The sequence below is a fragment of the Corynebacterium jeddahense genome (assembly GCF_028609865.1).
Taxonomy (GTDB): Bacteria; Actinomycetota; Actinomycetes; order Mycobacteriales; family Mycobacteriaceae; genus Corynebacterium; species Corynebacterium jeddahense.
Map to the genome: position 1 here is coordinate 1494793 of NZ_CP063194.1, position 26047 is coordinate 1520839.

25 protein-coding genes and 7 tRNA genes are annotated in these 26047 nt (G+C 69.5%); 14 read left to right on the forward strand and 18 right to left on the reverse strand.

The window, feature by feature from the left end:
• The 9 genes from CJEDD_RS07295 to CJEDD_RS07335 all read right to left on the reverse strand — a co-directional run bounded on the left by CJEDD_RS07295 (position 1) and on the right by CJEDD_RS07335 (position 8152).
• The gene (locus CJEDD_RS07295; protein WP_042404838.1) at positions 1-1080 is read right to left on the reverse strand and encodes a glycosyltransferase family 4 protein; all 1080 of its coding nucleotides are present in this window, start codon (positions 1078-1080) and stop codon (positions 1-3) included.
• Entirely contained in the window at positions 1080-2045 is a 966-nt protein-coding gene (locus CJEDD_RS07300) for a phosphatidylinositol mannoside acyltransferase (protein ID WP_042404836.1), read from the reverse strand. The genes CJEDD_RS07295 and CJEDD_RS07300 overlap by 1 nt, the downstream gene beginning before the upstream one ends.
• A complete protein-coding gene (gene pgsA / locus CJEDD_RS07305; protein ID WP_042404834.1) occupies positions 2046-2681 on the reverse strand; it encodes a phosphatidylinositol phosphate synthase in 636 nt (211 codons plus the stop codon).
• Positions 2681-3283 (reverse strand): ATP adenylyltransferase, encoded by a 603-nt coding sequence (locus tag CJEDD_RS07310; RefSeq protein ID WP_042404833.1) that lies wholly within the window; start codon positions 3281-3283, stop codon positions 2681-2683. Before CJEDD_RS07310 ends, pgsA begins: the two co-directional genes overlap by 1 nt.
• Positions 3264-5321 carry a threonine--tRNA ligase gene (gene thrS, locus CJEDD_RS07315; protein WP_273657458.1) on the reverse strand — a complete coding sequence of 686 codons (2058 nt, stop codon included), beginning with the start codon at positions 5319-5321 and terminating at the stop codon, positions 3264-3266. The genes CJEDD_RS07310 and thrS overlap by 20 nt, the downstream gene beginning before the upstream one ends.
• Before the next feature lie 110 nt (positions 5322-5431).
• Positions 5432-6700 carry a Dyp-type peroxidase gene (locus tag CJEDD_RS07320; protein ID WP_273657459.1) on the reverse strand — a complete coding sequence of 423 codons (1269 nt, stop codon included), beginning with the start codon at positions 6698-6700 and terminating at the stop codon, positions 5432-5434.
• A gap of 12 nt (positions 6701-6712) precedes the next feature.
• Positions 6713-7321, reverse strand: coding sequence for a copper chaperone PCu(A)C (locus tag CJEDD_RS07325; RefSeq protein WP_042409347.1), 609 nt, complete (start codon positions 7319-7321; stop codon positions 6713-6715).
• A 9-nt stretch (positions 7322-7330) separates the two neighbouring features.
• Positions 7331-7933: a copper resistance CopC family protein gene (locus CJEDD_RS07330; protein WP_042409344.1), complete on the reverse strand. Its 603-nt coding sequence runs from the start codon at positions 7931-7933 to the stop codon at positions 7331-7333.
• A gap of 147 nt (positions 7934-8080) precedes the next feature.
• A tRNA-Val gene (locus CJEDD_RS07335) sits at positions 8081-8152 on the reverse strand.
• Positions 8153-8398: 246 nt separating this feature from the next.
• Between CJEDD_RS07335 and CJEDD_RS07340 the strand changes: the two genes are divergently transcribed.
• The 6 genes from CJEDD_RS07340 (at position 8399) to CJEDD_RS07365 (ending at position 9000) form a co-directional block, all read left to right on the forward strand.
• Positions 8399-8474 (forward strand) — tRNA-Gly (locus tag CJEDD_RS07340).
• Positions 8475-8494: 20 nt separating this feature from the next.
• Positions 8495-8566 (forward strand) — tRNA-Val (locus tag CJEDD_RS07345).
• A gap of 32 nt (positions 8567-8598) precedes the next feature.
• A tRNA-Gly gene (locus CJEDD_RS07350) sits at positions 8599-8674 on the forward strand.
• A 41-nt stretch (positions 8675-8715) separates the two neighbouring features.
• A tRNA-Cys gene (locus CJEDD_RS07355) sits at positions 8716-8789 on the forward strand.
• Between the two features lie 16 nt (positions 8790-8805).
• A tRNA-Val gene (locus CJEDD_RS07360) sits at positions 8806-8880 on the forward strand.
• A 44-nt stretch (positions 8881-8924) separates the two neighbouring features.
• Positions 8925-9000 (forward strand) — tRNA-Gly (locus CJEDD_RS07365).
• Positions 9001-9039: 39 nt separating this feature from the next.
• Here the strand turns inward: CJEDD_RS07365 and CJEDD_RS07370 are convergent.
• The gene (locus tag CJEDD_RS07370; RefSeq protein WP_042409341.1) at positions 9040-10011 is read right to left on the reverse strand and encodes an asparagine synthase-related protein; all 972 of its coding nucleotides are present in this window, start codon (positions 10009-10011) and stop codon (positions 9040-9042) included.
• A gap of 3 nt (positions 10012-10014) precedes the next feature.
• A complete protein-coding gene (locus CJEDD_RS07375) occupies positions 10015-11202 on the reverse strand; it encodes a hypothetical protein (protein ID WP_042409339.1) in 1188 nt (395 codons plus the stop codon).
• A 183-nt stretch (positions 11203-11385) separates the two neighbouring features.
• Between CJEDD_RS07375 and CJEDD_RS07380 the strand changes: the two genes are divergently transcribed.
• From CJEDD_RS07380 to msrB, 3 genes are read left to right on the forward strand one after another with little or no spacing between them, the layout of a single operon-like run.
• A complete protein-coding gene (locus tag CJEDD_RS07380) occupies positions 11386-12162 on the forward strand; it encodes a pyrimidine reductase family protein (RefSeq protein ID WP_042409335.1) in 777 nt (258 codons plus the stop codon).
• Between the two features lie 10 nt (positions 12163-12172).
• On the forward strand, positions 12173-13438 hold the full coding sequence (locus tag CJEDD_RS07385; RefSeq protein WP_052333854.1) for a glycosyltransferase family 87 protein: 1266 nt from the start codon (positions 12173-12175) through the stop codon (positions 13436-13438).
• Positions 13435-13854 (forward strand): peptide-methionine (R)-S-oxide reductase MsrB, encoded by a 420-nt coding sequence (msrB, locus tag CJEDD_RS07390; protein WP_042409333.1) that lies wholly within the window; start codon positions 13435-13437, stop codon positions 13852-13854. Before CJEDD_RS07385 ends, msrB begins: the two co-directional genes overlap by 4 nt.
• Before the next feature lie 68 nt (positions 13855-13922).
• Here the strand turns inward: msrB and hemQ are convergent, their stop codons facing one another.
• Positions 13923-14624: a hydrogen peroxide-dependent heme synthase gene (gene hemQ, locus CJEDD_RS07395; RefSeq protein WP_042409330.1), complete on the reverse strand. Its 702-nt coding sequence runs from the start codon at positions 14622-14624 to the stop codon at positions 13923-13925.
• Between the two features lie 137 nt (positions 14625-14761).
• Here hemQ and CJEDD_RS07400 point away from each other — a divergent pair, with 137 nt between their 5' ends.
• Both CJEDD_RS07400 and CJEDD_RS07405 read left to right on the forward strand, forming a co-directional pair.
• Positions 14762-15394 (forward strand): DUF3000 domain-containing protein, encoded by a 633-nt coding sequence (locus CJEDD_RS07400; RefSeq protein WP_042407973.1) that lies wholly within the window; start codon positions 14762-14764, stop codon positions 15392-15394.
• 10 nt (positions 15395-15404) lie between these two features.
• The gene (locus tag CJEDD_RS07405; RefSeq protein WP_042407974.1) at positions 15405-16604 is read left to right on the forward strand and encodes an HRDC domain-containing protein; all 1200 of its coding nucleotides are present in this window, start codon (positions 15405-15407) and stop codon (positions 16602-16604) included.
• Between the two features lie 13 nt (positions 16605-16617).
• Here CJEDD_RS07405 and dxs read toward each other — a convergent pair whose 3' ends face one another.
• From dxs to dut, 4 genes are all read right to left on the reverse strand, one after another.
• Complete coding sequence (dxs, locus tag CJEDD_RS07410) at positions 16618-18546, reverse strand: 1-deoxy-D-xylulose-5-phosphate synthase (RefSeq protein WP_042407976.1); 1929 nt, start codon at positions 18544-18546, stop codon at positions 16618-16620.
• 53 nt (positions 18547-18599) lie between these two features.
• A complete protein-coding gene (locus CJEDD_RS07415; protein WP_074432540.1) occupies positions 18600-19850 on the reverse strand; it encodes a class I SAM-dependent RNA methyltransferase in 1251 nt (416 codons plus the stop codon).
• The gene (locus CJEDD_RS07420) at positions 19850-20917 is read right to left on the reverse strand and encodes a DUF3710 domain-containing protein (RefSeq protein ID WP_042407978.1); all 1068 of its coding nucleotides are present in this window, start codon (positions 20915-20917) and stop codon (positions 19850-19852) included. The genes CJEDD_RS07415 and CJEDD_RS07420 overlap by 1 nt, the downstream gene beginning before the upstream one ends.
• A 173-nt stretch (positions 20918-21090) precedes the next feature.
• Positions 21091-21567 (reverse strand): dUTP diphosphatase, encoded by a 477-nt coding sequence (gene dut, locus CJEDD_RS07425; RefSeq protein WP_042407981.1) that lies wholly within the window; start codon positions 21565-21567, stop codon positions 21091-21093.
• Between the two features lie 46 nt (positions 21568-21613).
• On the opposite strand from dut, the gene CJEDD_RS07430 reads away from it, so the two are divergent.
• Positions 21614-22156 carry a DUF3093 domain-containing protein gene (locus tag CJEDD_RS07430; RefSeq protein ID WP_042407985.1) on the forward strand — a complete coding sequence of 181 codons (543 nt, stop codon included), beginning with the start codon at positions 21614-21616 and terminating at the stop codon, positions 22154-22156.
• A gap of 105 nt (positions 22157-22261) precedes the next feature.
• Here CJEDD_RS07430 and CJEDD_RS07435 read toward each other — a convergent pair whose 3' ends face one another.
• The gene (locus CJEDD_RS07435) at positions 22262-22555 is read right to left on the reverse strand and encodes a DUF4193 domain-containing protein (RefSeq protein WP_042408001.1); all 294 of its coding nucleotides are present in this window, start codon (positions 22553-22555) and stop codon (positions 22262-22264) included.
• A gap of 185 nt (positions 22556-22740) precedes the next feature.
• Between CJEDD_RS07435 and ppgK the strand changes: the two genes are divergently transcribed.
• Together ppgK and CJEDD_RS07445 are read left to right on the forward strand one after the other, a co-directional pair.
• Positions 22741-23517, forward strand: coding sequence for a polyphosphate--glucose phosphotransferase (ppgK, locus tag CJEDD_RS07440; protein WP_042407989.1), 777 nt, complete (start codon positions 22741-22743; stop codon positions 23515-23517).
• 174 nt (positions 23518-23691) lie between these two features.
• Positions 23692-25254 carry an RNA polymerase sigma factor gene (locus tag CJEDD_RS07445; RefSeq protein ID WP_042407992.1) on the forward strand — a complete coding sequence of 521 codons (1563 nt, stop codon included), beginning with the start codon at positions 23692-23694 and terminating at the stop codon, positions 25252-25254.
• Between the two features lie 71 nt (positions 25255-25325).
• Here CJEDD_RS07445 and CJEDD_RS07450 read toward each other — a convergent pair whose 3' ends face one another.
• Positions 25326-25979, reverse strand: coding sequence for a DUF4190 domain-containing protein (locus tag CJEDD_RS07450; protein ID WP_052333825.1), 654 nt, complete (start codon positions 25977-25979; stop codon positions 25326-25328).
• Between the last annotated feature and the right edge of the window lie 68 nt (positions 25980-26047).

The window sequence follows — 26047 nt, forward strand, 5'->3', positions numbered from 1 at the left end:
TCACCGCTCAATCCCGACTTTCTCGTTGTAGGAGACGGCCTGGTACACCGCGACCACCTGGCGGGCGACGGTGTTCCAATCGAAGGCCTCCGCGCGGGCGACGCCGGCGTCGATGAGGCGGTTGCGGGCCGAAGGGTCGTCGATAAGCCGCTGCATCTCACGCGCGAGCGCGGCGCTGTCGCCGGGCGGAACGAGCGCACCGGCGCCGTCGCACACCGCCGCGAATGCGGGGATGTCGCTGGCGACGACGGCGCACCCGGCGGCCATCGCCTCGACGAGGATGATGCCGAACGACTCGCCGCCGAGGTTCGGCGCGACGAAGATGTCCGCGCGGCCGAGGATCGTTTCCTTCTCGGACTCGGTGACGCGGCCGGTGAAGCGCACGCCGTCGACCTCGCGCGGGGTGCCCGCCCCCATGACGGTGACGCGCGGGCGCCGGGGCAGCTGCGCGACCGCGGCGAGGAGCACGTCGAGCCCCTTGCGCGGCTCGTCGATGCGGCCGAGGAAGACGACCTCGACGTCGCCCGTGTCGTTGCGGGGCCCGCGGGCGGCTGCGAAGCGGGCGGTATCCACGCCGTTGGGGATGATGACGGGGTCGGTGCCCACCTGCTCGGCCTGCCACTGCCACGCCATCTCGCTCACCGCGATGCCGGCGCGGATCTTCTCCAGGCTGCCGCGCAGGGCGGGCAGCGCGAGCTTGAGGGCGTACGAGGAATCGGCGGACGCGTGGTAGGTGGCCACGATCGGCCCGGTGGCCATGCGGGTGGCCACCATGGAGTAGCTCGGCGAGTTCGGCTCGTGCACGTGGAGCACGTCGAAGTCGCCGCGCTCGATGAACTGCTTCGTCGTGCGCCGCACGCGCGGGCCGAACGAGAGGCGCGCGACGGAACCGTTGTACGGCACCGGCACCGCCGGCCCTCCGCGGGTGACCCACTCCGGCAGTGAGATGTCCTCCGAGGCCGGGCCGAGCACTTCGCTGGAGTGGCCCATCGCGCGCAGCTGCGCGGCGAGCTCGAGGACGTGCGCCTGCACGCCGCCGGGCTCGTCGAACGAGTACGGGCAGACGAGGCCGACGCGCATTACCTGCCCCCTCGCCCGCGCGACTGGTGCTCGCGCACCCGGCGCTCGAGATCGCGCCGCCGGCTCGGCGCCGGCACGTCCGCCGGCCACAGCGGCTGGAGCATGTGCCAGTCCGCCGGGTGCGCCGCGATGTTGGCCGCGAACGCGTCGGCCACGCGCTGCGCGGTCTCCTCGAGCGTGCTTACCTCGAGCGGCGCCGAGACGCTCATGCCCCAGCCGGCGTCGGACGCTCGGTCGGCCGGGTCGCCGGTGAACCAGGAGTGCACGGCCAGCAGCTGGGCGCCGGTGTCGAGCGCGAGCTTCGCGGGCCCGACCGGGAACGTCGTGTCCTCGCCGAAGAACGTCACGGGCACGCCGTGGTGCCCGAGGTCGCGCTCGCCCATGAGGCAGACGATGCCGCCGGACTCGAGCACCTCTTTCAGGCGGGCGTACGGTGCGCGCTTCCCTCCCGTCAACGCAAGCACCTCGAAGCCGAGGGACTCGCGGTAGTCCACGAACGCGTCGAAGAGCGCCTCCGGCTTGAGCCGCTCCGCGACGGTGGTGAACTGCCCGTAGTGGCGCACGAGCCACATCCCCGCCATGTCCCAGTTCCCGGAGTGCGGCAGGGTCAAGACCACACCCTTGCCCTGAGCGACGGCCCAGTCGAGGTGCTCGCGGCCGGTCAGACCGGCGGTAAGCTTCGCATCCAGCTGCGGATCCCCCGCCAGGCGCGGGAGCCGGAACGCCTCGAGCCAGTAGCGGGCGTAAGAGCGTGTCGCGTCACGCACGAGCTCGCGGGTGACGTGCTCCGGCCCCACGACGCGGGCGAGGTTGCGGCGCAGCATGTCCATGCCCTTGCCGTCGTCGGAGACCCGGTCGGCGGCCGCCTGCGCGGCGCGGGCTGCGAGCCGCGGCGGCACGAGGCCAACCGCCTTCCAGCCGGCGATGTAGCCGGCGGCGGTGATCGCCTCGCGCGCGGAGCCCACCTACGCCCCCGCGGGAGGGGCGACGGCCGCAGCTGCACCCTCGTCGTGCGCGGCGAACTGCAGTCGCTGGACGACGGTGTAGGCGGAGCCGACCAGCAGGATCCAAAGCGCGACCTCGACGGCGTGCGGGACACCGAAGCCCTCGAGCGCGAGCCCGCCGAGCGCGAGGATGAGGCGCTCGGGCCGCTCGATCAGCCCGCCGACGATGTTCAGGCCCCCGGCCTCGCCGCGCGCCTTGATGTAGCTGATCACCTGGGACAACACAAGCACGGCGAGGCAGACCGCGACGTTGACCGGCGCGGCGTCCGCCACGTAGACCATCCACATCGCGATCGCGCCGAACAGTGCGCCGTCCGTGAGCCGGTCGCAGCTCGCGTCGAGCGTCGCACCGAACGCGGTGCCCCCGCCACTCAGCCGCGCCATCGTCCCGTCGACCATGTCGAAGGCCGCGAACAGCGTGCTCAGCACCGCCGCCCAGACGAGGTGCCCGGTGGGGATGAGCACCATCGCCGCAGCCATGGTGGCCACCGTCCCGGCGACGGTCGTGGCGTTCGGGGTCAGGCCCGCCTTCAGCAGTGCCTTCGCCACCGGCTCGACCACAACGGCCGCCGGTTTCCGTCCGTGCACGCTCAGCATCAGCCTCGCTCCTTTTCCTCGCGCTCGTCTCGCTCCACCTCGCGCCAACCCTCGGCCAGCAGCGTACGCGTTTCCCGCAGCACCTGGGGCAACACCTTCGTGCCCGCGATCACGGTCATGAAGTTCGCGTCGCCCGCCCAGCGCGGCACGACGTGGAGGTGGAGGTGGTCGCCCACCGAGCCACCGGAGGCCTTGCCCAGGTTCAGCCCGACGTTGACCGCCTCGGGCCGCGAGACCTTCTTCAGCGTCTTCACCGCCCGCTTCGCAAACACCATGAGCTCCGCGGTTTCCTCATCGGTGAGGGCCTCCAGGTCCGCGACCTTGCGGTACGGCACCACCATGAGGTGGCCCGCGTTGTAGGGGTACAGGTTGCACACCGCGAACACCGTCTCCCCACGCGCGACGACGAGGCCGTCCTCGTCGCTCATCTGCGGGATCTCGAGGAACGGATCGCCATTGCGTTTCGACGCCTCCGGCTCCGCCGCGATGTAGCTCGAGCGGTACGGCGCCCAGAGCCGGACGAGGCGGTCCGGATCCCCGGCGCCGGTGTCCACGTACGTGCCCTGCGCCTCGTCCGGCGCGCTACTGCCCGAGTGCTGCAACGTTGTCCTCGCTGGGCTGGTCGTTGCGCTTCGAGGCCACCCACTCGGCGATGATGTCCACCGCCTTATCCACCGGCACGCCGTTGACCTGCGTGCCGTCGAGGAAACGGAAGCTCACCGCGTTCGCCTCCACGTCGCGTTCGCCGGCGAGGAGCATGAACGGCACCTTGCCGGTGGTGTGGGTGCGGATCTTCTTCTGCATGCGGTCGTCCGAGTGGTCCACCTCGGCGCGGATGCCGCGCTCGCGCAGCGCGGCCACGACGCCGTCGAGGTGGTCGCCGTACGCGTCCGCCACCGGGATGCCAACCACCTGGTGCGGCGCGAGCCACGCGGGGAAGGCGCCGGCGTAGTGCTCGAGCAGCACGCCGAAGAAGCGCTCGATCGAGCCGAACAGCGCGCGGTGGATCATCACCGGGCGCTTCTTCGAGCCGTCGGAGGCGGTGTAGGTGAGGTCAAAGCGCTCCGGCAGGTTGAAGTCGAGCTGCACGGTGGACATCTGCCAGGTGCGCCCGATCGCATCGCGGGCCTGCACGGAAATCTTCGGGCCATAGAAGGCCGCACCCGCCGGGTCCGGCACGAGCTCAAGGCCCGACTTCTTGGCCACGGATTCCAGAATCGCGGTGGAGCGCTCCCAGATCTCGTCGTCGCCGATGTACTTGTTCGGGTCCTTCGTGGACAGCTCCAGGTAGAAGTCGTCGAGGCCGTAGTCCTGCAGCAGGGAGATGATGAACTCCAGCACGCTGGTCAGCTCGTCCTCGAGCTGGTCCTCGGTGCAGTAAATGTGCGCGTCGTCCTGCGTGAAGCCGCGGGCTCGGGTGAGGCCGTGGACCACGCCGGACTTCTCGTAGCGGTAGACGGTGCCGAACTCGAACAAGCGCAGCGGCAGCTCGCGGTAGGAGCGCCCGCGCGAATCGAAGATGAGGTTGTGCATCGGGCAGTTCATCGGCTTGGTGTAGTAGTCGACCGGCTGCTTGGTCACGTTGCCGTCCTCGTCGACCTCCCCGTCCAGCTTCATCGGCGGGAACATGCCGTCGGCGTACCAGTCGAGGTGGCCGGACTTCTTGAACAGGTCGCCCTTGGTCACGTGCGGAGTGTTCACGAACGAGTAGCCGGCGGCCAGGTGGCGCTCGCGGGAGTGCTGCTCCATGGTCATGCGCACGATGCCGCCGTCCGGGTGGAACACCGGCAGGCCGGAGCCGACCTCGTCCGGGAAGGAGAACAGGTCGAGCTCGTTGCCCAGGCGGCGGTGGTCGCGCTTTTCCGCCTCCTCAAGCATGGTGAGGTGCTCGTCGAGCTTTTCCTTCGACTCCCACGCGGTGCCGTAGACGCGCTGCAGGCCCGCGTTGTTCTGGTCGCCGCGCCAGTAGGCGGCGGACGAGCGGGTCAGCGCGAAGGCGGGGATGTACTTCGTGGTGGGCACGTGGGGGCCGCGGCACAGGTCGTGCCACTCCACCTCGTCGGTGCGCGGGTTGACGTTGTCGTAGTGCGTCAGCTCGCCGGCGCCCACCTCGGTCGCCTCGTCCGAATCCGGGTCGACGTTGCCCTTGTCGTTGATGAGCTCGAGCTTGTACGGCTCGTCCTTGAGGTCCTCGGCGGCCTCCTCCGGCGAGGCGTAGACGCCGCGGACGAACTTCTGGCCAGACTTGATGATCTTCTTCATCCGCTTCTCAAGCGTCTTCAGATCCTCGGGCGTGAACGGCTCGGCGACGTCGAAGTCGTAGTAGAACCCGTCGTTGATCGCGGGGCCGATGCCCAGTTTCGTGCCGGGGAACTCGACCTGCACGGCCTGGGCGAGCACGTGGGCGCAGGAGTGGCGGATCACGGAGCGGCCGAGCTCGGTGTTTGCGGGCACGGGCATGAACGTCGCCGTCTCATCGGGCACGTGCGAGAGGTCCTTGAGGTTGCCCGCTTCGTCCTGGACGCAGACGATCGCGTCCTCCCCCTTGTTCGGCAGGTTCAGCTCCCGCATGGCGGCGCCCACGGCGGTGCCGGCGGGAACCGTAAACGGTGCGAACTCGACTGCTGCTTCGGTAGACATATCTGTCGTGCGCTCCTTTGCGCGTCATTGGGCTGCGTCATACCTGGACGCAGCCCATCGTGCTGTTCACTGTCCCGACGGCGCACTTGGCGCGCCGGACCCCAAGAATCCTACCCCCGGCCGCCCGCCAGCACCGTCTCACCCCAGTAGGCGTCGCCGCCGCCGCGCTCCTGCGACGCGCCCGGCTGTGCAGTGCCCGGCTGTGCAGTGCCCGGCGGCAGCCAGTACACCGCCGAGCCGATATGCGTGGTCCACTCGTTGAGCCGGTCCGCCTCCATGAGCCGTCGCAGTACCGGGGTGAACTGCGCTTCCGGGTCCTTCTGGTACGCAAGGAAGATCAGCCCCGCGTCCGACAGCGACTCCGACCCCGGCGCCGGGGGCAGGTTGTAGTTGTACGGCCGGCGAAGGAAGCGCTGCTCCGGGTGGTCCGCGGGCGGCATCGCGCGGGCCATGTGCGAGTTCGGGTCGATGACGGGCAGGCCGAACTCGTCGCGCGCGGACAGGTCGGGCGCGTCGTGCTCGTCGTGGCCGGTGAGCGGGGCACCGTCGTCAAGCCGGCGCCCCACGACCTGCTCGCGCGACGCGCGGTCGAGCCGCTCCCACCCGTCGAGATCCATCGCGATGCGGCGCACGACGAGCGAGGACGACCCGTCCGGGTTGAACACCTGCTGCGCGAAGTCGTCGTCGGTGCTGGGGTTGACGGTGCCGTCCACCTGCCCGAAAAGGTTGCGCGGGGTGCGGCCCTTCGGGATAGAGCCGTAGGCGTTCATGAACCCCTGCTGCAGCCAGGCGATCCGCGCGTAGTCCACACCCGCGCGCGTCATGTGGCGCAGGGCCCACGCGCACATCACCGGGTCGTCGGCGCAGATCTGCAGCACGAGGTCGCTCTGGCCCCACTCCGGGCGCAGCGCGTCGCGGCGCATCGCCGGGATGCCGCCGAGCCAGGCGGGCGCGGCGTCGGGGGCGGCGAGGGCGAACACGCGCGGGCCGAAGCCGCAGGTGATGGTGAGGTTCGCGGGCCACTCCACCATCTCCGGCTCGAGGCTGGACAGCGGGTTGCGCCCGGACGCGAGGGCGCGAGCGTCCTCCGTCCACAGCCGCATGAGCCGCCGCACGCCCGCGGCGTCCACACCGTCGCGCAGGTTGAAGGCGGCGAGGTTGAGGTGCGCCTGGGTCGGCGTGCGGATGCCGGCCTGCGTCGCGCCGTCGAACGCGACGGCGGCCCCGGTGAGCGGCTCGTTGTTCGGCGCGGAGTTGCTCTCCTCGCCCGCGGGCGCGTCGTCGCAGCCCGCGAGCAGCATGCTTGTCCACGCCGCCCCGGCCGCCCCGGCCGCCCCTGCAGCCCCAGCCAAAAACCCCCGCCGGCTCACGCCCGGCATGGCCTCGCCCTCCTAGTGGTTGTGCTCTGCGTGGGCGGCGTGATCCGCGTGATCCGCCTGGTCGCCGTAGTCCTCATCGCCGGGCAGCATCGTGCGCACGGCGACGTCCGGGATCGACACGGTGGAGCCGCCGTCGAGCAGGAGCGTGAGGTCGACGGTGTCGCCGGCCTCGATCGCGGGGGCGTAGTTGAGCACCATGAAGTGGTCGCCGCCGGGGATGAGTTGGTGCCCGCCGCCGGCGGGGATGTCGAAGCCGCCCGCCTTCTCCTGCATCTTGCCGTCGACGACCTCGTGGATCTGGTACGTCGCGTCGCTGAGAGAGGTGGTGAAACCGACGACGGTGATGTCGTGATCCGTAGTGTTGCGCAGGTTGCCAAAGATGGCGGTCATGTCGCTGCCGTCGGGCGCGTCGCTCGCGGCCTTGGCGCGCACCGTGCCCTCGTCGAGAACCACGTCTCCCTCGCCCACCTCGCCCGGGGAATTGCCGGTGGCGGGCTGGGTCTTTTCGGCCGACATCGACGGCGTCGTGGCCACGGCGTCCTCGTCGGCGGTGTCGGAGCACGCGGCGAGCGCGAGGGCGGCGAGGCACGCGACAGCGGCGGCGGTCATTCGGTTGTGCATGGGTACTCCCTAGAGGTCTGCGGATCCGGTGGTGTCAAGGCGCTTCACACGACGGTACTTCACCAGCGCCGCGACAAGCGCGCCGAGCACCACAAGCACGCCGGCCAGGCTGAGCAGCACCTTCGCCCAGGTACTCATGCCCTCCTCGCGCACCTTCGTTTCACCGTCGGAGGCGCGCTCGCTTGTCGACGTACCTTCGGCCCCCTCCCCGGATGTGTCCCCGGACGCGTACTCGAACGTGGTCATCCCCTTCGTGGAATGCCCGTCCGAGGAGACGATCTGGAACCCCACCTTGTACTCGCCAGGCTCCGGGTGGAGGTCGTCAGGCAGGTCGAGCGTGACATCGCGGCCCTGCACGGTGGGCTCGCCGGAGTAGAGCACCTCGGACTGGCCGTCCACCTCGCGCGAGAGCGCCACGGTGTTGAAGCCGTCCTGGATCTCGCCGGAAAACTCGAGCTCGATGGCGCGCGGGAACTCGCTGACCACGCTGCCGTCTTTCGGGTTCGAGCCGATGACGGAGTCGTGCGCGAACGCGGGGGCGGGCATAAGGGCCACGACGGCCACCACCGCGGCCGCCGCTCCCCCGCGTCGGGCCAGTGCCGGCATGTGCATAGCGCCTCCTTGCGTGAAACTGCGTGTAACGCACCACAGTGTAGTTCGCGCGCTCCGCGGGAGGAAACTCCCACGCCAGCCCCATGCGCCGCAGCTGCGCGGGGTGGGAAAAGCAAAAAACCGCCTGTTGCCAGGCGGTTTGTCGTGTGGTCCTAGCTGGGATCGAACCAGCGACCTTTCCGGTGTGAACGGAACGCTCTTCCACTGAGCCATAGGACCGAACGAGTTGGTAGATTACACGCTGGTGGGCGAACCAACGAATCCCCAGCTCACAGGCTTCTCGACGGCGGGCCGGAGGTGGGGACGTCGATACGCAATGCCCTGCTTGAAAATCACACCGGTGCAATTCCACTTCGGCGCTCTTCGACGGCGCCGGGGCGCGCGTTGAACAGCGGATTTGGAACGTCGAGCGCAATGCGGATAAGGTTTGTTCTCGCACTCGGCGCGAACAGTGCCGGAGCGCATGCGGATGTAGCGCAGTTGGTAGCGCATCACCTTGCCAAGGTGAGGGTCGCGAGTTCGAGTCTCGTCATCCGCTCCAGTTCCCTTGCGGAACGTCGAGCGCGATTAGCTCAGCGGGAGAGCGCTTCCCTGACACGGAAGAGGTCACTGGTTCAATCCCAGTATCGCGCACAGAGGGTGTTGCCCTCGCGAACTGAATACATGCGGATGTAGCGCAGTTGGTAGCGCATCACCTTGCCAAGGTGAGGGTCGCGAGTTCGAGTCTCGTCATCCGCTCCAAGTACTTCGGAGCACACCGAATACTTCGGAGGTAACTCCACGGTGGATTGGTCGAGTGGTTAGGCAACGGTCTGCAAAACCGTGTACACGGGTTCGATTCCCGTATCCACCTCCAAGCTGTCACCAGCCTTGCGCGTTTAGCTCAGCGGGAGAGCGCTTCCCTGACACGGAAGAGGTCACTGGTTCAATCCCAGTATCGCGCACCAGGATCCCCCCCCCCGGATCCCCTGTGCGGGCGTACGCCCGCGCTGCGGATGTAGCGCAGTTGGTAGCGCATCACCTTGCCAAGGTGAGGGTCGCGAGTTCGAGTCTCGTCATCCGCTCCACCTCAGCTCCGTCGCCCCCGTTCCCGGTGCGGCGGGGTTTTAGCGTTGCTCGCCCCGCAGGCGCTCTAGGTACAGCCGCGCCACCGTGAACTCCAGGTCCTCGTCGAGCGGCGAGGAGTAGGTCCGCTCCCCGAAGTCGGCGGCCAACCGGCGCCGGGCCGCGGCGACGACGTCGCCGACGACGCCCGAGGACACCTGCATCGGGTTCTTCCCCGCGTTCGCGACGTCTGCGGGTACGCCGCGCTCCACCGCCAGCTCGCGGAACAGCAGCTTGTCGGACTCCTCCCCGTCCCGCTGGAACAGCGCCGGGTCGCACCCCTGCGCGAGCTCGACCGCGGCGTGGGTCTGCCAGACCTGGATGTGGCGCTCGGGCTGCGGGATGAGCCGTTCGTAGAAGTCGGGGATGAACCGGCGGCGGGTGAAGTTGCGGGACACGTTCGCGCGCAGTGCCTCGTCCCACGCCGCCGCGAGACGCTCCCCTGCTCGCGGCTGAATGCGTTTGCCGCCCATGAACAACGCGTCCGCGCCGGCGCCGGACAGCAGCGCGCCGTCCGCGCCACGTTCCCGCGCCGCGCGGTCGACGGCCACGAGCACGACGCCCGCGGCGATCTCCCACGGCTCCGGGTACGCCAGGGCACGCACCGTGCCGGCGAGCAGCGCGTCGAACTCCTCAACGTCGGGTTGGACGACGCAGTGCTCGAACCCGTACAGCGCGGCGACGCGCGACGCCCGCTCGAGCTCCTCGTCCGCGTCGCCGCTGCTGTACGTCACGGCGAGCGCGGCGGGGGCGATGTCCGCAAGGTAGCTCGCGATGAGGATCGAGTCGATGCCTCCGGACAGCTGCAGGACGGGGCGGCCGGGCCAGCGCTCGACGGCCGCGGCGAGTCGTTGCCGAAGGTAGGCGTCGATACGCTGCATCGCCTCTGCGGCGTCTGCAATGTCGTGGGAACCCGGCGCGAGGACGCGCTCGTCGGCGACGAACTCGGCGGGTGTGGCGTTGACGGCGTACATGCGCTACTCCCCTGTCGGCTCGCTCGGGCCGGACAGCAACGGCGCGAATTGGTAGTTGGAGCGCCTGAGGCGGGCGACGTCGTGCTCGAGCTCGTCGATGCGCTCCTGCATCGCCGCCGTCTTGCTCGGCCTGCGCAGCGAGAACCGCTGTGCGCGGGTGCGCACCTCCTCCTGCCCGGTGCGGTCGTCGCGCACGCGGAAGACCGTGTTGCGCACGAGGAGGAAGAAGCCGACCATGACCACCGCCATGAGGACGATGAGGCCGACGCGCTCGGCGGTGGAGATGCCCTGGATCCCCAGGACGCTGATGTTGGTGATCAACAGCCCCATGAGCGCTGCGAAGAGCGAGAGCACCTCGACGGACTTCCACACGAGCTTGTTCGATTCCGCCTCGAGCTGGCGCGAGAGCTCGAGGACCTTCGCGTCGACGTTGGCCACCTGCTGCTCCACCGCGCTGCGAATCGCGGTCTGCACCTGCCATTCGGTGGACACGAGCAGGCGGTAGTTTTTGTACTCCTCGTGGAGCCACAGCTGCTGCGGGTCGAGCACCCGGATCGCCATGTCGAGGGACTCCACCGCGCGCCGGTAGCAGTAGTTTTGGTCCTCGAGCAGGGTGGGGTCCGCATCAAGGCTCAGCTCGAGCTCTGGCGTCTCGACGACGGCCGAGCCGGGTTCGACGTCCCACTGCGTCGCGGCCGCGATGCGGCGGTACGCCTCGCCCATCCGGTAGTAGGCGTTGCCGTCCTTCGGGTCGGACTTCACTAGGGATTCCGCGAGGATGAGCATCTCCACCCCGTAGTAGCGGAACGGGAACAGCCACATGCCGTGCAGTAGGAGGTGGCGCAGCTTAATGGGCACGCGGTCGAGATCCCGGGCGACGTTGGAGGCGGCGTCGAGCTCGAGGCCGATGGAGGCGAACAGCGCCGCGGCGCTGACGCGCTTGCCCGAGCTGAGCTGGGCGAAGGTGAGGTAGATGCCGTTGAGGTCGTACGGCCCGACCTGGAGCGGCGCGTCGTCGGCGCGGCTGAGGATTTCGTAGATGCCCTCGTAGTTGAAATCGAAGCGGTACAGCTGTAGCTCGATGAGCGCGGTGGTGAGATACGGCAGGTGCGGTTTGCCGATGCTGCCGTGGCGGCGGCGGCTTCCTCGGCGAAGACCGCGTCCGCGAGCGCAACGAGGCTGTCCTTCCACGCCTGCGCGACGTCGCCGTCTGTGCCGTCCCCACCGGCGCCGTCGAACAGCATCGCGTACAGCTCGGATTGGTCGGCGTCCGAGGTCCATCCCTCCCGCGCGACGGTTGCGGCTGCCGCGATGTCGAAGGCGTTTCCTGTAGGTTCCACAACATCCCCTTCACAAGACTGAAAGTTCAGTGTAATGACTCACTCGGCCACCCGCCCGTGCCCCGATTCGATCGACCCCGCGGAACTCATCGGACAGGTGCGCCCGGTCGGCGAGCCGGAGCTGCGACTCATGGGAATCAGCGCGCTTACCGGGGCCGCGACGAGCGACGGCACCTCGTCGGGGTTGGGCAACGACACCGATTTCGCGCTGCTCAACGCGCTGCGCGTCTGGTCGGACGCCGTGCTCGTCGGGGCGGAGACCGCGCGGAAGGAAAATTACTTCGGCGTGAAAGTAAGCGAGCAGCAGCGCCGGGAGCGCGAGGCGGCGGGCCAGCAGCCCGTGCCGCCGATCGTGGTGGTCAGCCGCAGCCTCGACTTCGACACGGACACCCAGCTAATCACGGACACCGCTGTCGCCCCGGTGTTCACGGTGCCGAATGCGGCGCTGGACGGGGGCGACATCGCCGCGCGGGCCGACGCGATCCGGCGGGCGGGCGGGGAGATCCTCCCGGTCGGGGGCGACTCGCTCGCCGCCGTCGTCGGCGCACTGCGCGAGCGTGGCCACGCGCGGATCGTGTGCGAGGGCGGTCCGAGCGTGAACACGCAGCTCGTGGAGCAGGACCTGGTGGACGTGTTCCACTACACCATCAGCCCGCTCGCGGTGCAGCCCTCGGCGGTGCGGCTGTTCGGGGAGTCCGATGAGACCTGCGAGCGCCGCTTCGAGCTCGAGGCGGTGCATTGCACGAGCGATTCCCTCCTCTTCTGCCGCTACCGGAGCGGGCGGGACAGCTCGCCGCAGCGCACCCGGTAGCGTTAGTCGGGTGACTACGCACTCCCGCCTCGATTCCTGGCTGACCGCCCCGCCGCCGGCGGACACCCGCGATCCCAGCTACGGGTCCGGACGCGACTCCGGCGCAGCGTTTGGGCGCGGGGCGGCGGCGCTCGCGTGGCCGGCGGCGGTGCTGCTCATCCTCCATCGCGTCCTGGTGCTCGCCCGCGCAGGGTCCGTCACGGACGACTTCACCACCGTCTGGTCCGCCGCGCGCCGGTTTATCGACCGGGTGCCGGTGTACGACGAGGTGTACAGCCACGTCAACCCGCACTACCTGTACAACCCCGGCGCGACGCTACTGCTCGCCCCGCTCGGCCTCCTGCCCAGCGCCGAGGCGGCCCGCCCCTGCTTCGTGGCGCTCAACGCCGTGTGCATCATCGCCGCGCTCGCTTGGCTCACCCGCCTCAGCGGGCGCCGCACCACGGACGCGGTGTTCCCCGTCGCGCTCGCGCTCGCCTTCGCGACGGAGGCCGTCACCAACACCCTCGTGTTCACCAACATCAACGGCATCCTGTTGCTCGCGCTCACCGCGTTTCTCGCGCTCTTTGTGCACGGGCGCGACGTCGCGGCGGGGGCGGTGCTGGGCGTAGCTATCGTCGTCAAGCCGATGTTCGCGCCGCTACTCTTGCTGCCGCTGCTGAAGCTGCGGTGGGGCGCATTCGTCGCCGGGGTGGCGGTGCCGGTCGTGCTCAACCTCGTGGCGTGGCCGCTCACCCCGGGGGCGCGCGATTACCTCGACGTGGTGGTGCCGTACCTCGGCGAGACGCGCGACTACGCAAACTCGTCGCTGTCCGGCCTCGCGGTGTACTTCGGCATGCCCGGGTGGGCGCACGCGGTGCTCGCCGCGGTCCTCGCGACCGCCGTCGCCGCAGCCGTGGTCGGACTCGCGCGGTGGCGGCGCAGCGACGAGTGGCTCTGGCTCGCCATGAGCACCGGCGTGCTGCTCGCGGGCGTGTGCCTGCTCTCCTCGCTCGGCCAGGCGTACTACTCGATGATGCTCTTCCCCGCCCTGTTCACGGCGCTCCACCGCGCGAGCCCGATGCACGGCTGGCCGGCGTGGGCCGGCGCGCTGCTCTGCCTCGCCCCGCTCGACTGGGCAAGCCCCCTGCACCCGCTCGCGGGCCAGTGGCTCAACACGTTCCTGCCAACCGCGGGGTGGGCCGTGTTTATAGTTGCTGTAGCGGCGTGGGCATGGGCCGTGCCCACCGCGACTGCGATGCAACCCGCACCTTTGGAGGAGGAGACCCGCCCATGAACGAACCCATCGACTTCAAAAACCTCAGCGAGGACCAGTGGCGGGCGCGCCTGACGCCGCAGGAGTTCCACGTACTCCGCGAGGCGGGCACCGAGCCCCCCGGCGTCGGCGAGTACACCGACACCACCACCGAGGGCGTCTACCGCTGCCGCGCCTGCGGCCAAGAGCTCTTCCGTTCGAGCGAGAAGTTCGCCTCGCACTGCGGCTGGCCGTCTTTTTTCACCCCGCTCGCCGGCGACAACGTCATCGAGCGCGAGGATACGTCGCACGGCATGGTGCGCACCGAGGTGCTCTGCGCGAACTGCGGCTCCCACCTCGGCCACGTGTTCGCCGGCGAGGGCTACGACACCCCCACCGACCTGCGCTACTGTATCAACTCCATCTCGCTGACGCTCGACGAGGGCGAGGAAGCGTAACGACGAGCTCCGCCGCGCCGACGCGCTGCGCTAGGGCACACGCGCTGCGCTAGGGCACACGCGCTGCGCTAGGGCAGCATCCCGATGATCTCGGCGATGTCGTCGACGCGCCGCCCGGTCTGGAACGGGATCTCCTCTCGCACGTGCAGCCGGGCCTCGGTGTAGCGCATCTTGTGCATGAGATCCTCGATGCGCTCGAGGCTCGGCGCCTCGAACGCGAGCATCCACTCGTAATCCCCGAGCGTGAACGCCTCGACGGTGTTCGCCCGCACGTCCGCGAAATCGCGCGCCGCCATGCCGTGCTCGGCGAGGATGCGACGACGCTCCTGCGGGTCCATGATGTACCAGTCGTACGAGCGCACGAACGGGTAGACCGTGATCCAGGCGCCGGGCTCCTCGCCCATGATGAAGCTGGGCAGGTGGGACTTGTTGAACTCCGCGGGGCGGTGCAGGCCATTGCCGATCCAGCTGAGCTCCACGAGCTGGCCGAACGTGGTCTCGCGGCGGAAGTCAGCGAGCGCCTTCTGCAGGTGCTCGAACTCCTCGGCGTGCCACCAGATCATGAAGTCCGCGTCCGCCCGGATGCCGGTGTTGTCGTAGATGCCGCGCACCACCACGACGCCCTCGCGCTCGAGGCCGTCGAAGAAGGCCCTGGCTTCGTCGATAATCTCGGAGCGCTCCGAGCCCAGCGCGCCGGGGATCGCCCGGAAGACGGCGAACTGAAAGAAACGCTGCGTCGCGTTGAGCTTCTCGAAATCAAGCTTGGCCATGGTGGTCTCCTCTCCTGCCGGTGCGGCAGATCAAACGAAAGTCTGAGGCAATCTTACGCCGGGGCCCGCCCCCTCCAGCCCCGGCTCCGGCGCGCCTCCCCCACCGCGCCTGCGCGCTGGATAGTTTTGAGCCTGTGATGAATCCGGACACCACGCCCCTGCACGACGCGGGCTCCGCCTCCTCCACAGCCGACCACGGTTCTGACGCCTGGCCTGCGGATTTTTCCGCCGCCGTCGAGTCTATGCACGCGGCGTCCCTGCGCCCCGAGATTACCCTCGGCACCATTCGACCCCCGCAGCGTCCCGCCCCGTTCAGCCACGCCATCGGCCTCGAGGTCGCGCACCCGGACGAGGAGCACGTCCCCGTCGACTCCGAGGGGGACGCGTTCGGCCGCCTCATCCTGCTGCACTCCCCGGCCGCGCAGGAGGCGTGGGAGGGCTCCATGCGCCTCGTGGCCTACATCCAGGCCGACATGGACGACGCCGTGGCGTCCGACCCGTTGCTGCCCGACGTCGCGTGGCAGTGGCTCAACGAGTCCTTCGCGGAGAAGGACGCGCGCTACACCAACCTCGGCGGCACCGTGACGTCCACCGCCTCGGTCCGGTTCGGCGAGATCGGCGGCCCGCCGCGCGCCTACCAGCTTGAAATGCGCGCTTCCTGGACGGCGGAGGGCACGGACCTGAGCCACCACGTCGAGGCGTTCGCGAACGTCCTCGCCCACGTCGCTGGCTTGCCGCCGGAAGGTGTGACGCAGCTCGGCGCGCGCTAGTTTTGTCCCCATGAGTGCACGGCCCGAGTATCAGCTCGTTGACACGCCCGCAGCCTTCGCCACGGCTGCGGGCGCGCTCGCGGGCGGGCGCGGGCCGTTAGCCGTGGACACCGAGCGCGCCTCGACCTACCGCTACGGCGACCGCGCGTTCCTCGTGCAGGTACGCCGGCGCGGCGCCGGCACGTTCCTCATCGCACCCGAGGGCCACCGCGACGCGGCCCGCGACGTGTTCGGCGAGGTGCTCAACGGCGAGGAATGGATCATCCACGCCGCCAAGGAGGACCTGCGCAGCCTCGCGGAACTCGGCCTGCACCCGGGCCGGCTCTTCGACACCGAGCTCGCCTCGCGCCTCGCCGGGTTTTCCCGGCCCAACCTCGCCGCCATGGTGGAGCGCTTCGTCGGCGTGGAACTTGAGAAAGGCCACGGCCACGAGAACTGGTCCACTACCCCGCTGCCGCCCGCCTGGCGGGAGTACGCCGCGCTCGACGTGGAGTACCTGCACGACCTCGCCGAGGCGCTCACGGAATACCTCGACGCGTCGGGCAAGCTCGACTTCGCGTTCGAGGAGTTCGAGCACCTCATGCGCGCCGCAGCCGAGTCGCCGGCGCCGAAGACGTGGCGCGATGTGAAGGGCGTGTCAACGCTGCGCTCGAAGGCAAGCCTGCAGGTCGCCCGCGAGCTGTGGCGCGAGCGCGACGCACTGGGGCGCGACACCGACACCTCACCCTCGCGGCTGCTGAGCAACCAGGCGATCGTGGAAATCGCGCGCGCACAGCCAACCGCCCCCAGCGAATTGACGCGCCTCGCTTCCCGCGACCGGATGCGCCCGCGCGACGCCGCGCGCTGGCTCAGCGTGGTTGAGCGTGCCCTCGCCGCAGACGCTGCGACGTGGCCCGAGATCCAGGCGCCAGACCCGGCGGCGGCTCCGTCGAAGTCCTCGTGGGAGCGCTACCACCACGAATCCTGGCAAGTGCTCCAGGCGTCGCGTGCCTCAATTGCGCAGCTCGCGGAAGACATCGAGATGCAGCCGGAAGTACTCCTTGCGCCGGCGGTGCTCCGCGAGGTGATTTGGCAGGCGCCTGAGTCTGGCCCGCACTGGGGCACGCATGCGGTTGCCCGCAGTCTCGCAGAAGCGGGGGCGCGGCCCTGGCAGGTGGACTACACGGCGCCGCTCATCGCCGCCGCGCACGCTGCGGTGCGCGACGCGTAACGCGCCCGTCCCGTTACTCGGCGTCCGGATCCGCGAGCGTGGCGGCCCACTGCCGCACCTGTCGCGCCGCGGCGTCCGGGGCGAGGCCGTACTCCTCGAGTACCTCCGCGCGCGAGGCGTGCTTGGGAAAGATGTCCGGGAACGCGAGCTGGCGCACGGGCGTGTCCACCTCGGCGGCGCTTAGGGCCTCGCCCACCGCGGACCCGACGCCGCCGCGCACGATGCCGTCCTCGTACACCACCACGAGATCCGCGTCTGCTGCCAAGTCGAACACGTCCGCGCTCACGGGCACGACCCACCGCGGGTCGACGACGGTGACGCGGATGCCGTCTTCGGCCACCGCCTCGGCCACCTCGAGCGCGTATGCGGCGAACGGCCCGACGGCCACGAGCAGGATGTCGACTTCGTTTTCCTCCGCCTCGCCCTCCACGGTGCGCAGGATGTCGGCGCCGCCAGCGAGGCGTTCGAGCGCGGGGATGTCCGGGCCCGCCGCACCCTTCGGGAAGCGGACGATGGTCGGTCCGTCGTCCACGGCGAGCGCCTCGTTGAACTCCTCCCGCAGCCGCGCGGTGTCGCGGGGTGCGGCGATGCGGACGCCCGGCACCACCGACGCGATCGCCATGTCCCACACGCCGTTGTGGCTCGCGCCGTCGGACCCGGTCACCCCCGCCCGGTCGAGCACGAGCGTGACCGGCTGGCGCAGCAGCGCAACATCCATGAGCAGCTGGTCGAAGGCGCGGTTGAGGAAGGTGGAGTACACCGCGACCACGGGGTGCAGTCCGCCGAGCGCCATGCCGGCCGCCGACGTCACGGCGTGCTGCTCGGCGATACCGACGTCAAAGAAGCGCTCCGGGAACTGCTCCGCGAACGGCTGCAGCCCCGTCGGCCCGGCCATCGCGGCGGTGACGGCGACGATGTCGTCGCGCTCGTGGCCCGCTCGCAGCAACTCCTTGGTAAACGCCGCGGTCCACCCCGGCTCGGACGTGGCGAGCGACTCGCCCGTGACCGGGTCGATCACGCCCGTCGAGTGCATCTGATCCGCCACGTTGTTCACGGCCGGCGCGAACCCGTGGCCCTTCTCTGTGACCACGTGCACGATGAGCGGCCCGTTGTAGCGCTTGGCGTACTTGAACGCGCCGAGCAGCGCCTTAAGGTCGTGGCCCTCGACCGGCCCCACGTATTTCATCCCCAGCTCGGGGAACATCTCCGTGGGCAGGACCTGGTACTTCACGCCCTCTTTCAGCGCGTGCAGCGCGTCAAACGTGCGCTCCCCGACCCACCCCATGGACTTCAGCGTCTTCTTGCCGGACTCCATCACCTCGTCGTAACCCGGCTGGATGCGGATCGCGGCGAGCTGGTCACGCAGCTTGGTCAGGTTGTCGGCAAAGCCGCCGATGGTCGGCGAGTAGGACCTGCCGTTGTCGTTGACCACGATGACCACGTTGCGGTTGCCGGCGGCGATGTTGTTCAGCGCCTCCCAGCACATCCCGCCGGTGAGCGCACCGTCGCCAACGACCGCGACCACGTGGTCGCCCCCGCGCCCCGTGAGCTCCTTCGCCTTCGACAGCCCGTCCGCGTAGGACAGCGCCGCGCTCGCGTGCGAGGACTCCGTCCAGTCGTGCTCAGACTCGCCACGGTCCGTGTACCCGGACAGCCCGCCCTTTTTGCGCAGGGTGTCGAACTGGTCGGCGCGGCCGGTGAGGATCTTGTGCACGTACGACTGGTGCGAGGTGTCGAAGACGATCGGGTCGTTCGGCGAATCGAAGATGTAGTGCAGGGCGATGGTCAGTTCGACGACGCCCAGGTTGGGCCCCAGGTGCCCGCCGGTGGCGGCAACCTTCTGGATGAGCATCGCGCGGACCTCGTCCGCAAGGTCGGACAGCTGCGCTGGGGTCAGCTTGCGGACATCCGCCGGCGTGTGAATGTGCTCGAGCAGTGTCACAGTCCTGTGGTTCTCCTTCGCGTGGAATGTTCCCGCTAGTTTACACGCCGCCCTTACACGGCCGATTCGCCGCCGCGAGCGGGTTCAAGCTGGGCGATCACCTCGAAGTGATGGGTGTTCGGAAAGGCATCCACCAGGGCGAGTCGCTGGACGACGAACCCAAGGCCCCCGAACGCGGCCGCGTCGCGGGCAAACGTCGCCGGGTCGCACCCGATGTGGATGACGCGCTCCGGCTTCGCCTCGGCGATCGCCTCGATCACACCCGCACCCGCGCCGGAACGCGGCGGGTCGAGCACGACGAGCCCGGGGGCGGGCAGCTGGGCGACGACGTCCTCGACCTTGCCGTGGTGGAAATGGGCGTCGTACGTGGCGAGCCCTTGGTGGCGTCGAGACGCAGCTGCGCCCGAATAGTCCACCGACTCCACGAGCCCGCCGCCGATCGCGTCGCTGATCGCGGGGACGAACGCGCCGACGCCGCCGTAGAGGTCCCACCCGGTGCGGGTGGCGTAGTCGCCCCGGCCCCACGCCGCGACGATGTCGCTGTACGCCTCCGCGGCGCGGGTGTGCGCCTGCCAAAACGCCGTCGCCGGGAAGACGAACTCGGCGCCGCGCACGCGTTCGACGACGTCCTCGGTGCCCTCCACGGTTCGCTCGATGAGCTCGACGCGGCGGCCGCGCTGCGCCGACGTCGTCTCCACGATGTGGCGCTGCCCGTTGGCGTCCATGACCGCGACGAGCTCCGCGCCCGGCGTGAACCGGGCGTCGGCGCCGGAACCCGCGACGCCCTCGAGCAGTCCCGCCACGGGTTGTGTGCAGGTCTCGCTCGCGACGACCTCGGTGGATCGCGCGCGGCGCAGGCCGGCGCGGCCCTCGCTGTCCACGCCGAGGCGGACCCTGGTGCGCCAACCCGTCAAGGGTTCGAGCTTGATTACCTCGATGTCGTCGAGGTCGAAACCCTCGAGCACGCCGGAGCGCCCCGACAGCGTGGTGAGCTGCCCGGCCAGCACCTCGCGCTTGAGCTCGGCCTGGGCGTGCGGCGCGATGTGCGCATAGTCGCAGCACCCCGCCCCCGCCGCCGCGGCCGGGCAGGTGGCAGGTACGCGCAGCGGCGACGGTTCCACGACCGCGCGCAGCTCGGCGCGGGCCCAGCGCTTCTTCACCTTCACCAGCTCCGCGTCGACCGTGTCGCCCGGTACTGCGCCGCGGATAAAGACCACCCGCCCGTCGGGCGCGTCGGCGATGCCTTCGCCGCCGTGCGCCATCGCGCGCACGGCGAGTTGGAGCCGGTCTCCGACGCGGTCCACTACGCGTTCGGCGACTCGGGGGCGGCGTCGCCCCCTGCCGCGCGAGCCTTGCGGGCCGCGTCGCGCTCGGCGTCGCGCTTCGCGCGCAGCTCCTGCAGCTGCTTCTGGTTCTCCGCGTTCTGGGCAATGATCTGCTGCAGCGCGTCGCTCAGCGCGTTCGGGTTGCCGGCGGCCGGCGCCTGCTCAGCCGCCTGGGCCTGCCGCGCGCGGGCCTCGGCGGCCTGCTGCACCTGCTGGGCGAGCTGCGCGGGCAGCACCACCGGGAGGGAATTGCCGGCGAGAATCGGGTCGTCGCCGCGGTAGATGAAGGAGCGGGCGACGGTCTCGCGGCCGATCTCGGCGAGCTGGTCCTCGGAGCCGGTCGGCGCGGCGAGGGTGACGCGGTAGAGCCAGCGCGGACCCTCGACGCCGATGATGCGGATGACGCCGTTCGTGCCGGTGCCCACGATCTCCTGGCCCCACGGGCCCTGCTCGAGCGCGACGGGCATGCCCTCGGAGCGCATGCCCTCGATGATCTCTTCGGTGGACTCGGCCCACAGCCCGCCCGTGCGCGGCGCCGCGAACGCGACCGGGGTGATGCGGCCGAACCGGGTGACCACGTGCACCATCTTTGGGCCCTGCTCGCCCATCTCCACCTGCACCTGGGATTCCTTCGGCAGCGGCACGCGCATGGAGCCGAGGTTGAGGGTGACCGTGGAGAAGTCGGAGAAGTCAAAATCGTCGATGTCCACGTTGTCGCCGTCAAACGGGCCGGTGGAACCGCCCACTGGGTCGTAATCGGTCAGCGCCGCCACGCTGGACGCGGCCGACGCCTCCGCGGACGGCGCGACGCTCTTGCGCGCCGCGGCCTGCGCGGTGGTGGTTTCCTCCGGCTCCGGCGCGGTGGTTTCGTCCTGCGCGGCGGGCGCGGCCGGCTCGCTCACGGCGTCCTTGGCGGGAGCGTCAGCGGTCGCGGTCTCGGCAGGCTCCTGCGCCTGTTCGGCCTGCTCCGCGCCCTGCTCCTGAGTCCGCTCCAGGGCCTCTTCCTGCTGCTTTTTCTTTTTCTTGCCAAACGGCCAAAACGCCATGGTCGCCTCTCTCCTCGTTAGTTTCTCCTGCCCAGACGCCGCGCGTGGGGCGCGGTGCGGGCGTTCGCTCGTGTCATTCGCGGTCGTGTATGCAATTACCGACTGTAGCCCGCGGTGCCGTGGCGGTCGCGGGCGCACCGTCGATACGCAGTGCCCGCCCCGAATGCGACGGGTCAGTGGGTCCCGGTGGAACCGTAGCCACCGCTGCCGCGCTCGGTGTCGTCGAGCTCAGTGGCCTCAACGAAGTCCACGAGCTCGACGCGCTGCACCACGAGCTGGGCGACGCGCATCCCTCGTGTGATGGCAACCGGCGTCTCGGGGTCGGTGTTGATGAGGCAGACCTTCAGCTCGCCGCGATACCCGGCGTCGATGGTGCCGGGGGTGTTCACGATGCTCAGCCCGTGCTTCACCGCGAGCCCGGAGCGCGGGTGGATGAGCCCGACCGTGCCCACCGGCAGAGCGATGGCGATGCCGGTGCCCACCAAGGCGCGCTGCCCGGGCTCGATGACGACGTCCTCCGCCGCGTACAGGTCTGCGCCGGCGTCCTCCGGGTGCGCGCGCATCGGCAGCGGGACGTCGGGGTCGAGTCGCTTCACCGCGATTGGCGGAAGCTGGTCCGCCGGGTTGTGCTGGGGGTGTTGGTGTTCCATCGGCCCTACCTTACGTGTGCCTGGGCGGGGCGTCCCGCCTAGAGTGATGGGCGTGAGTGCACGCGTCCCCACCCCAGACCACACCCCCGCGAGCCCGGCCGGACAGGCCGCCGAGCCGCGGTTGCTCTACAGCGAGCGCCAATGGGTGCCGTGGTACTGGTGGGTCGCCGTCGCGGGCCTCGACGTGCTCCTCGCCGGCGAGCTCGCGCTCAACCGGAACGTCTGGTGGTTCATCGTCCCGCTCGTCGTTGTCGGCGCGCTACTCGTCTGGTTCCTCGTCTGGCTCTCGCGCACGACGGTGTCGGTGGAACAAGACGCGGACGGCACCCGCTGGCTCCTTGCCGAGGACGCGAACCTGCCGGACACCGCCGTCGGCCGCGCCACGGTCGTGCCCGCCTCCGCCCGCCAGAACGCTCTCGGGCGCCAGCTCGATCCGGCGGCGTTCCTCGTCTCGCGTCCCTGGGTGGCCGAGCACGTCCTCGTCGTCCTCGACGACCCGGAAGACCCCACCCCGTACTGGCTCGTCTCGGCGAAAGACCCCGAGGCGGTGCTCGAGGCGTTTCTCCCCGACCCGAGCCGGCGCCGGTAGCAGACGCCGGTAGCGGGCGCCGGTAGCGGGCGCATCAAAAGCGGCGGTCCACCGTTTCCGGTGGGCCGCCGCTGTGCGCCGTCGATACGCTGCCGCGAACGCGCGCTACTCGCAGTCGAGGCAGATCTTCGAGCCGTCCGGCTCCGTGTAGGCGAGACGGTTGTTCTTCTGCACGAGGAAGCAGGAGGCGCAGGTGAACTCGTCGTCCTGGCGCGGCTTGACCTCCACGTTGAGCTCCTCGCCGGAGAGGTCCTGGGTGGGCGGCTCGACCGGCTCGACGATCTCGCCGTCGTCGTCCATGCTGCTTCCCGCGACCTCCGCGGCCTTCAGGCCCTCGAGGGAATCGGTTTCGATGTCGTCGTCCACGCGGCGGCGCGGCGCATCGTAATCGGTGGCCATGATGGTTGTCCTCCAGCTCAACGTCAGCTCAGTGTGCGCCTTGTGCGCCGCGTTCGTGGTCGCGGCGCGCACGACTTTTGAGCGGAATACTAGGACATGCACATGCCCCTGTCATCTTCGCAGCTCAGAATCGGAATTTCGGTGGCGGACGGCGGGGCTGGCGCGGGATTTGTACACTGCGTTGCATGACGCAAGTTGGCACGGCAGAGGCACCCTCGTTTGGCTTCGGCATCGACGTCGGCGGATCCGGCATCAAGGGCGCGGTGGTCGACCTCGCGACGGGCGAGTTCGTTGGCGCACCGACGACCATCGCCACCCCGCAGCCGTCGACGCCGGAGGCCGTGGCGGGCGTCGTCGCCGAGATCGTTTCCGCGTGCGGGTGGGACGGCCCCGTCGGCATCACGTTGCCCTCCGTTGTCACTAACCACACCGCGCGCACCGCCGCCAACATCGACCCCGCGTGGATCGGCACCGACGTGCGCGCGCTGTTCGCGGGCGCGCTCGGCGGCCGCGAGGTCGCGGTGCTCAACGACGCGGACGCCGCCGGCATCGCCGAGGTCGCGTTCGGCGCCGACGTCGTCCGCGAGGGCGCCGTCATCTTCCTCACGTTCGGCACCGGCATCGGCTCCGCGTTCCTCGTCGACGGAGTGCTCTTCCCCAACACCGAGCTCGGGCATTTGCGTATCGACGGCACCGAGGCCGAGCACCTCGCATCCTCCGCGGTGCGCGACCGCGAGTCCCTGAGCTACGAGGCCTGGGCCGCCCGCGTCGACGTCGTACTGCACGAATACGCCCGCCTCTTCAACCCCGCCGCGTTCATCCTCGGCGGCGGCATCTCGCAGCAGGCGGACGAGTGGCTGCACCACCTCACGCTCGAGACCCCCGTCGCCGCCGCAACGCTACGCAACCGCGCCGGCATCGTGGGCGCCGCAATGGCGGCCCGCGCTCATGTCGCGCCGTAGCCTGCGCGCGCGTGTGGGGTACGGTGGCCCCCATGATCACCGCCGAGGCGGGCGCTGCGCGGGGAGAAGGAATATACCTGACGGGTGCCTGTTAAGATAGTCGTTCTGAAAAATTTGAGACCCATACGTACCCTGGATTGACAGTGGTAAGTCCGATGACTCGAAAGGGCATACGTGGTAGCCAGCGAAGGTTCAAGCAATACAACCGACGACGCGACCGCAGTCGCGGCCGACGGTGGTGCGGGCAACGGTGCCGGAACCGGCGCAGCCAAGAAATCGGCTAAGAAGACCGCGAAGAAGACGGCCAAGAAGTCTGTGACGAAGACCGCCAAAAAAGCGGTAAAGAAGACGGCCAAGAAAGCCGCGAAAAAGACCGCCAAGAAGTCTGCGAAGAAGACCGTCCGCAAGACCGCCGCAAAGAAGACGGCGAAGAAGACCGGCGCTGCCGCCGCAACGTCGGCCGCTGAGGCGGACGAGGATCTCGTCGACGGTGCAGGCACGCTCGATGCGGACGGCGTGGGCGGCGACGCCTCGATCGACACCGGCGACAACGACGATTTCGATCCGGACCTCGGCGGCGACGACGACTTCGACGATGACGTGGACGACGTGGACGGCCTCGACGACGAGATGGACGACGGGGACGACGACCTGGGTGTCGAGGACGAAGACGGCCTCGGCGGCGGCTCCGACGATGACGAGGACGATGACGACGACGAGGACGGCGACAGCTCCTCCGTCTGGGACATCGAGGAATCCGCGGCGCTGCGCCAGGCCCGCAAGGACGCGCAGCTGACCGCCTCCGCCGACTCGGTGCGCGCCTACCTCAAGCAGATCGGCAAGGTCGCCCTCCTCGACGCCGAGCAGGAGGTGTCGCTGGCGAAGCGCATCGAAGCCGGCCTGTACGCCCAGTACCGCCTCGACGAGATGGAGCGCGCCGTCGCCGAAGGCGACACGGAGGCGAAGCTCGCCCCCGCGATGAAGCGGGACCTGCGCGCCGTCGCCCGCGACGGCCGCAAGGCGAAGAACCACCTCCTCGAGGCGAACCTCCGCCTCGTCGTGTCGCTGGCCAAGCGCTACACCGGCCGCGGCATGGCGTTCCTCGACCTCATCCAGGAGGGCAACCTCGGCCTCATCCGCGCGGTGGAGAAGTTCGACTACTCCAAGGGCTATAAGTTCTCCACCTACGCCACGTGGTGGATCCGCCAGGCCATCACCCGCGCGATGGCGGACCAGGCCCGCACCATCCGCATCCCGGTGCACATGGTTGAGGTCATCAACAAGCTCGGCCGCATCCAGCGCGAGCTCCTGCAGGATCTCGGCCGCGAGCCGACGCCACTCGAGCTGGCGAAGGAAATGGACATCACCGAGGAAAAGGTCCTCGAGATCCAGCAGTACGCGCGCGAGCCGATCTCGCTCGATCAGACGATCGGCGACGAGGGCGACAGCCAGCTCGGCGACTTCATCGAGGACTCCGAGGCCGTCGTCGCGGTGGACGCCGTCTCCTTCACTCTTCTGCAGGACCAGCTCCAAGACGTGCTGCACACCCTCTCGGAGCGCGAGGCGGGTGTCGTCCGCCTCCGCTTCGGCCTCACCGACGGCATGCCGCGCACGCTCGACGAGATCGGCCAGGTCTACGGCGTCACGCGCGAGCGCATCCGCCAGATCGAGTCGAAGACGATGTCGAAGCTGCGCCACCCGTCGCGCTCGCAGGTGCTGCGCGACTACCTCGATTAAGGCACTGCGTATCGACGGCTGAAGGGCCCCCGCCGAAGCGGGGGCCCTTCGCGTTGGTGCGCTGTTGCGCGCTACTTCTCAGACGTGCCGTTCAGGCTGCGGTCGATCTCGTCCTCGAGGCACTGCTGCTGCTCCTGGGAGCCGGGCTCGAGGTTCTGGCAGGCATCGACGACGCCGTCGTCGATAAGCTGCTTGGCGATGTTCACGCTGAAGATGAGCATCAGCGTGGAGATGACCAGGGCGATGGCGCCCATGACGATGCCGGAGATGGCCATGCCCCGACGGGCGCCGGGGCCAGTGATCTTGTCCGCCTTGCGCAGGCCGACGATGCCGAGAATGAGGGCAATGAGGCCGAAGATAAAGCCGCCGACGATGGTGAGGATGCCGAGCAGGCCGATGATGCCCAGGATCATCGCCGCGAGCGCGAGGCCGTTCTTCTGCTCCTGAGCCGGTGCCGGCGTGTAGCCGTACGTGGTCTGCTGGTCCTGGTATGCGCCCGCCATACCGTAGCCAGGGTAACCCGCCTCGCGGCTGGCGTAGTCAGGCTGCAGCTGCTCGTGGTAGCCACCGTAGTTCTCGCCCTGCGCGTATTCCGCCCCGTATTCACGGGCCTGTTTTGGGGCATGTTCTGGGGCGGTGCCGTACGGGTTCTGCCAGCTGGGGTCGTCGGAGTTGCGACCGTACGGCTCGTTCGGGTTCTGGCCGGAGTTGTACGGGGTGCTCATCGTTGATCGGTGTCCTTTCTGGGATATCGGTCGTAAGCCCACCCTACCGGCAAAAACGGCAACCGGCG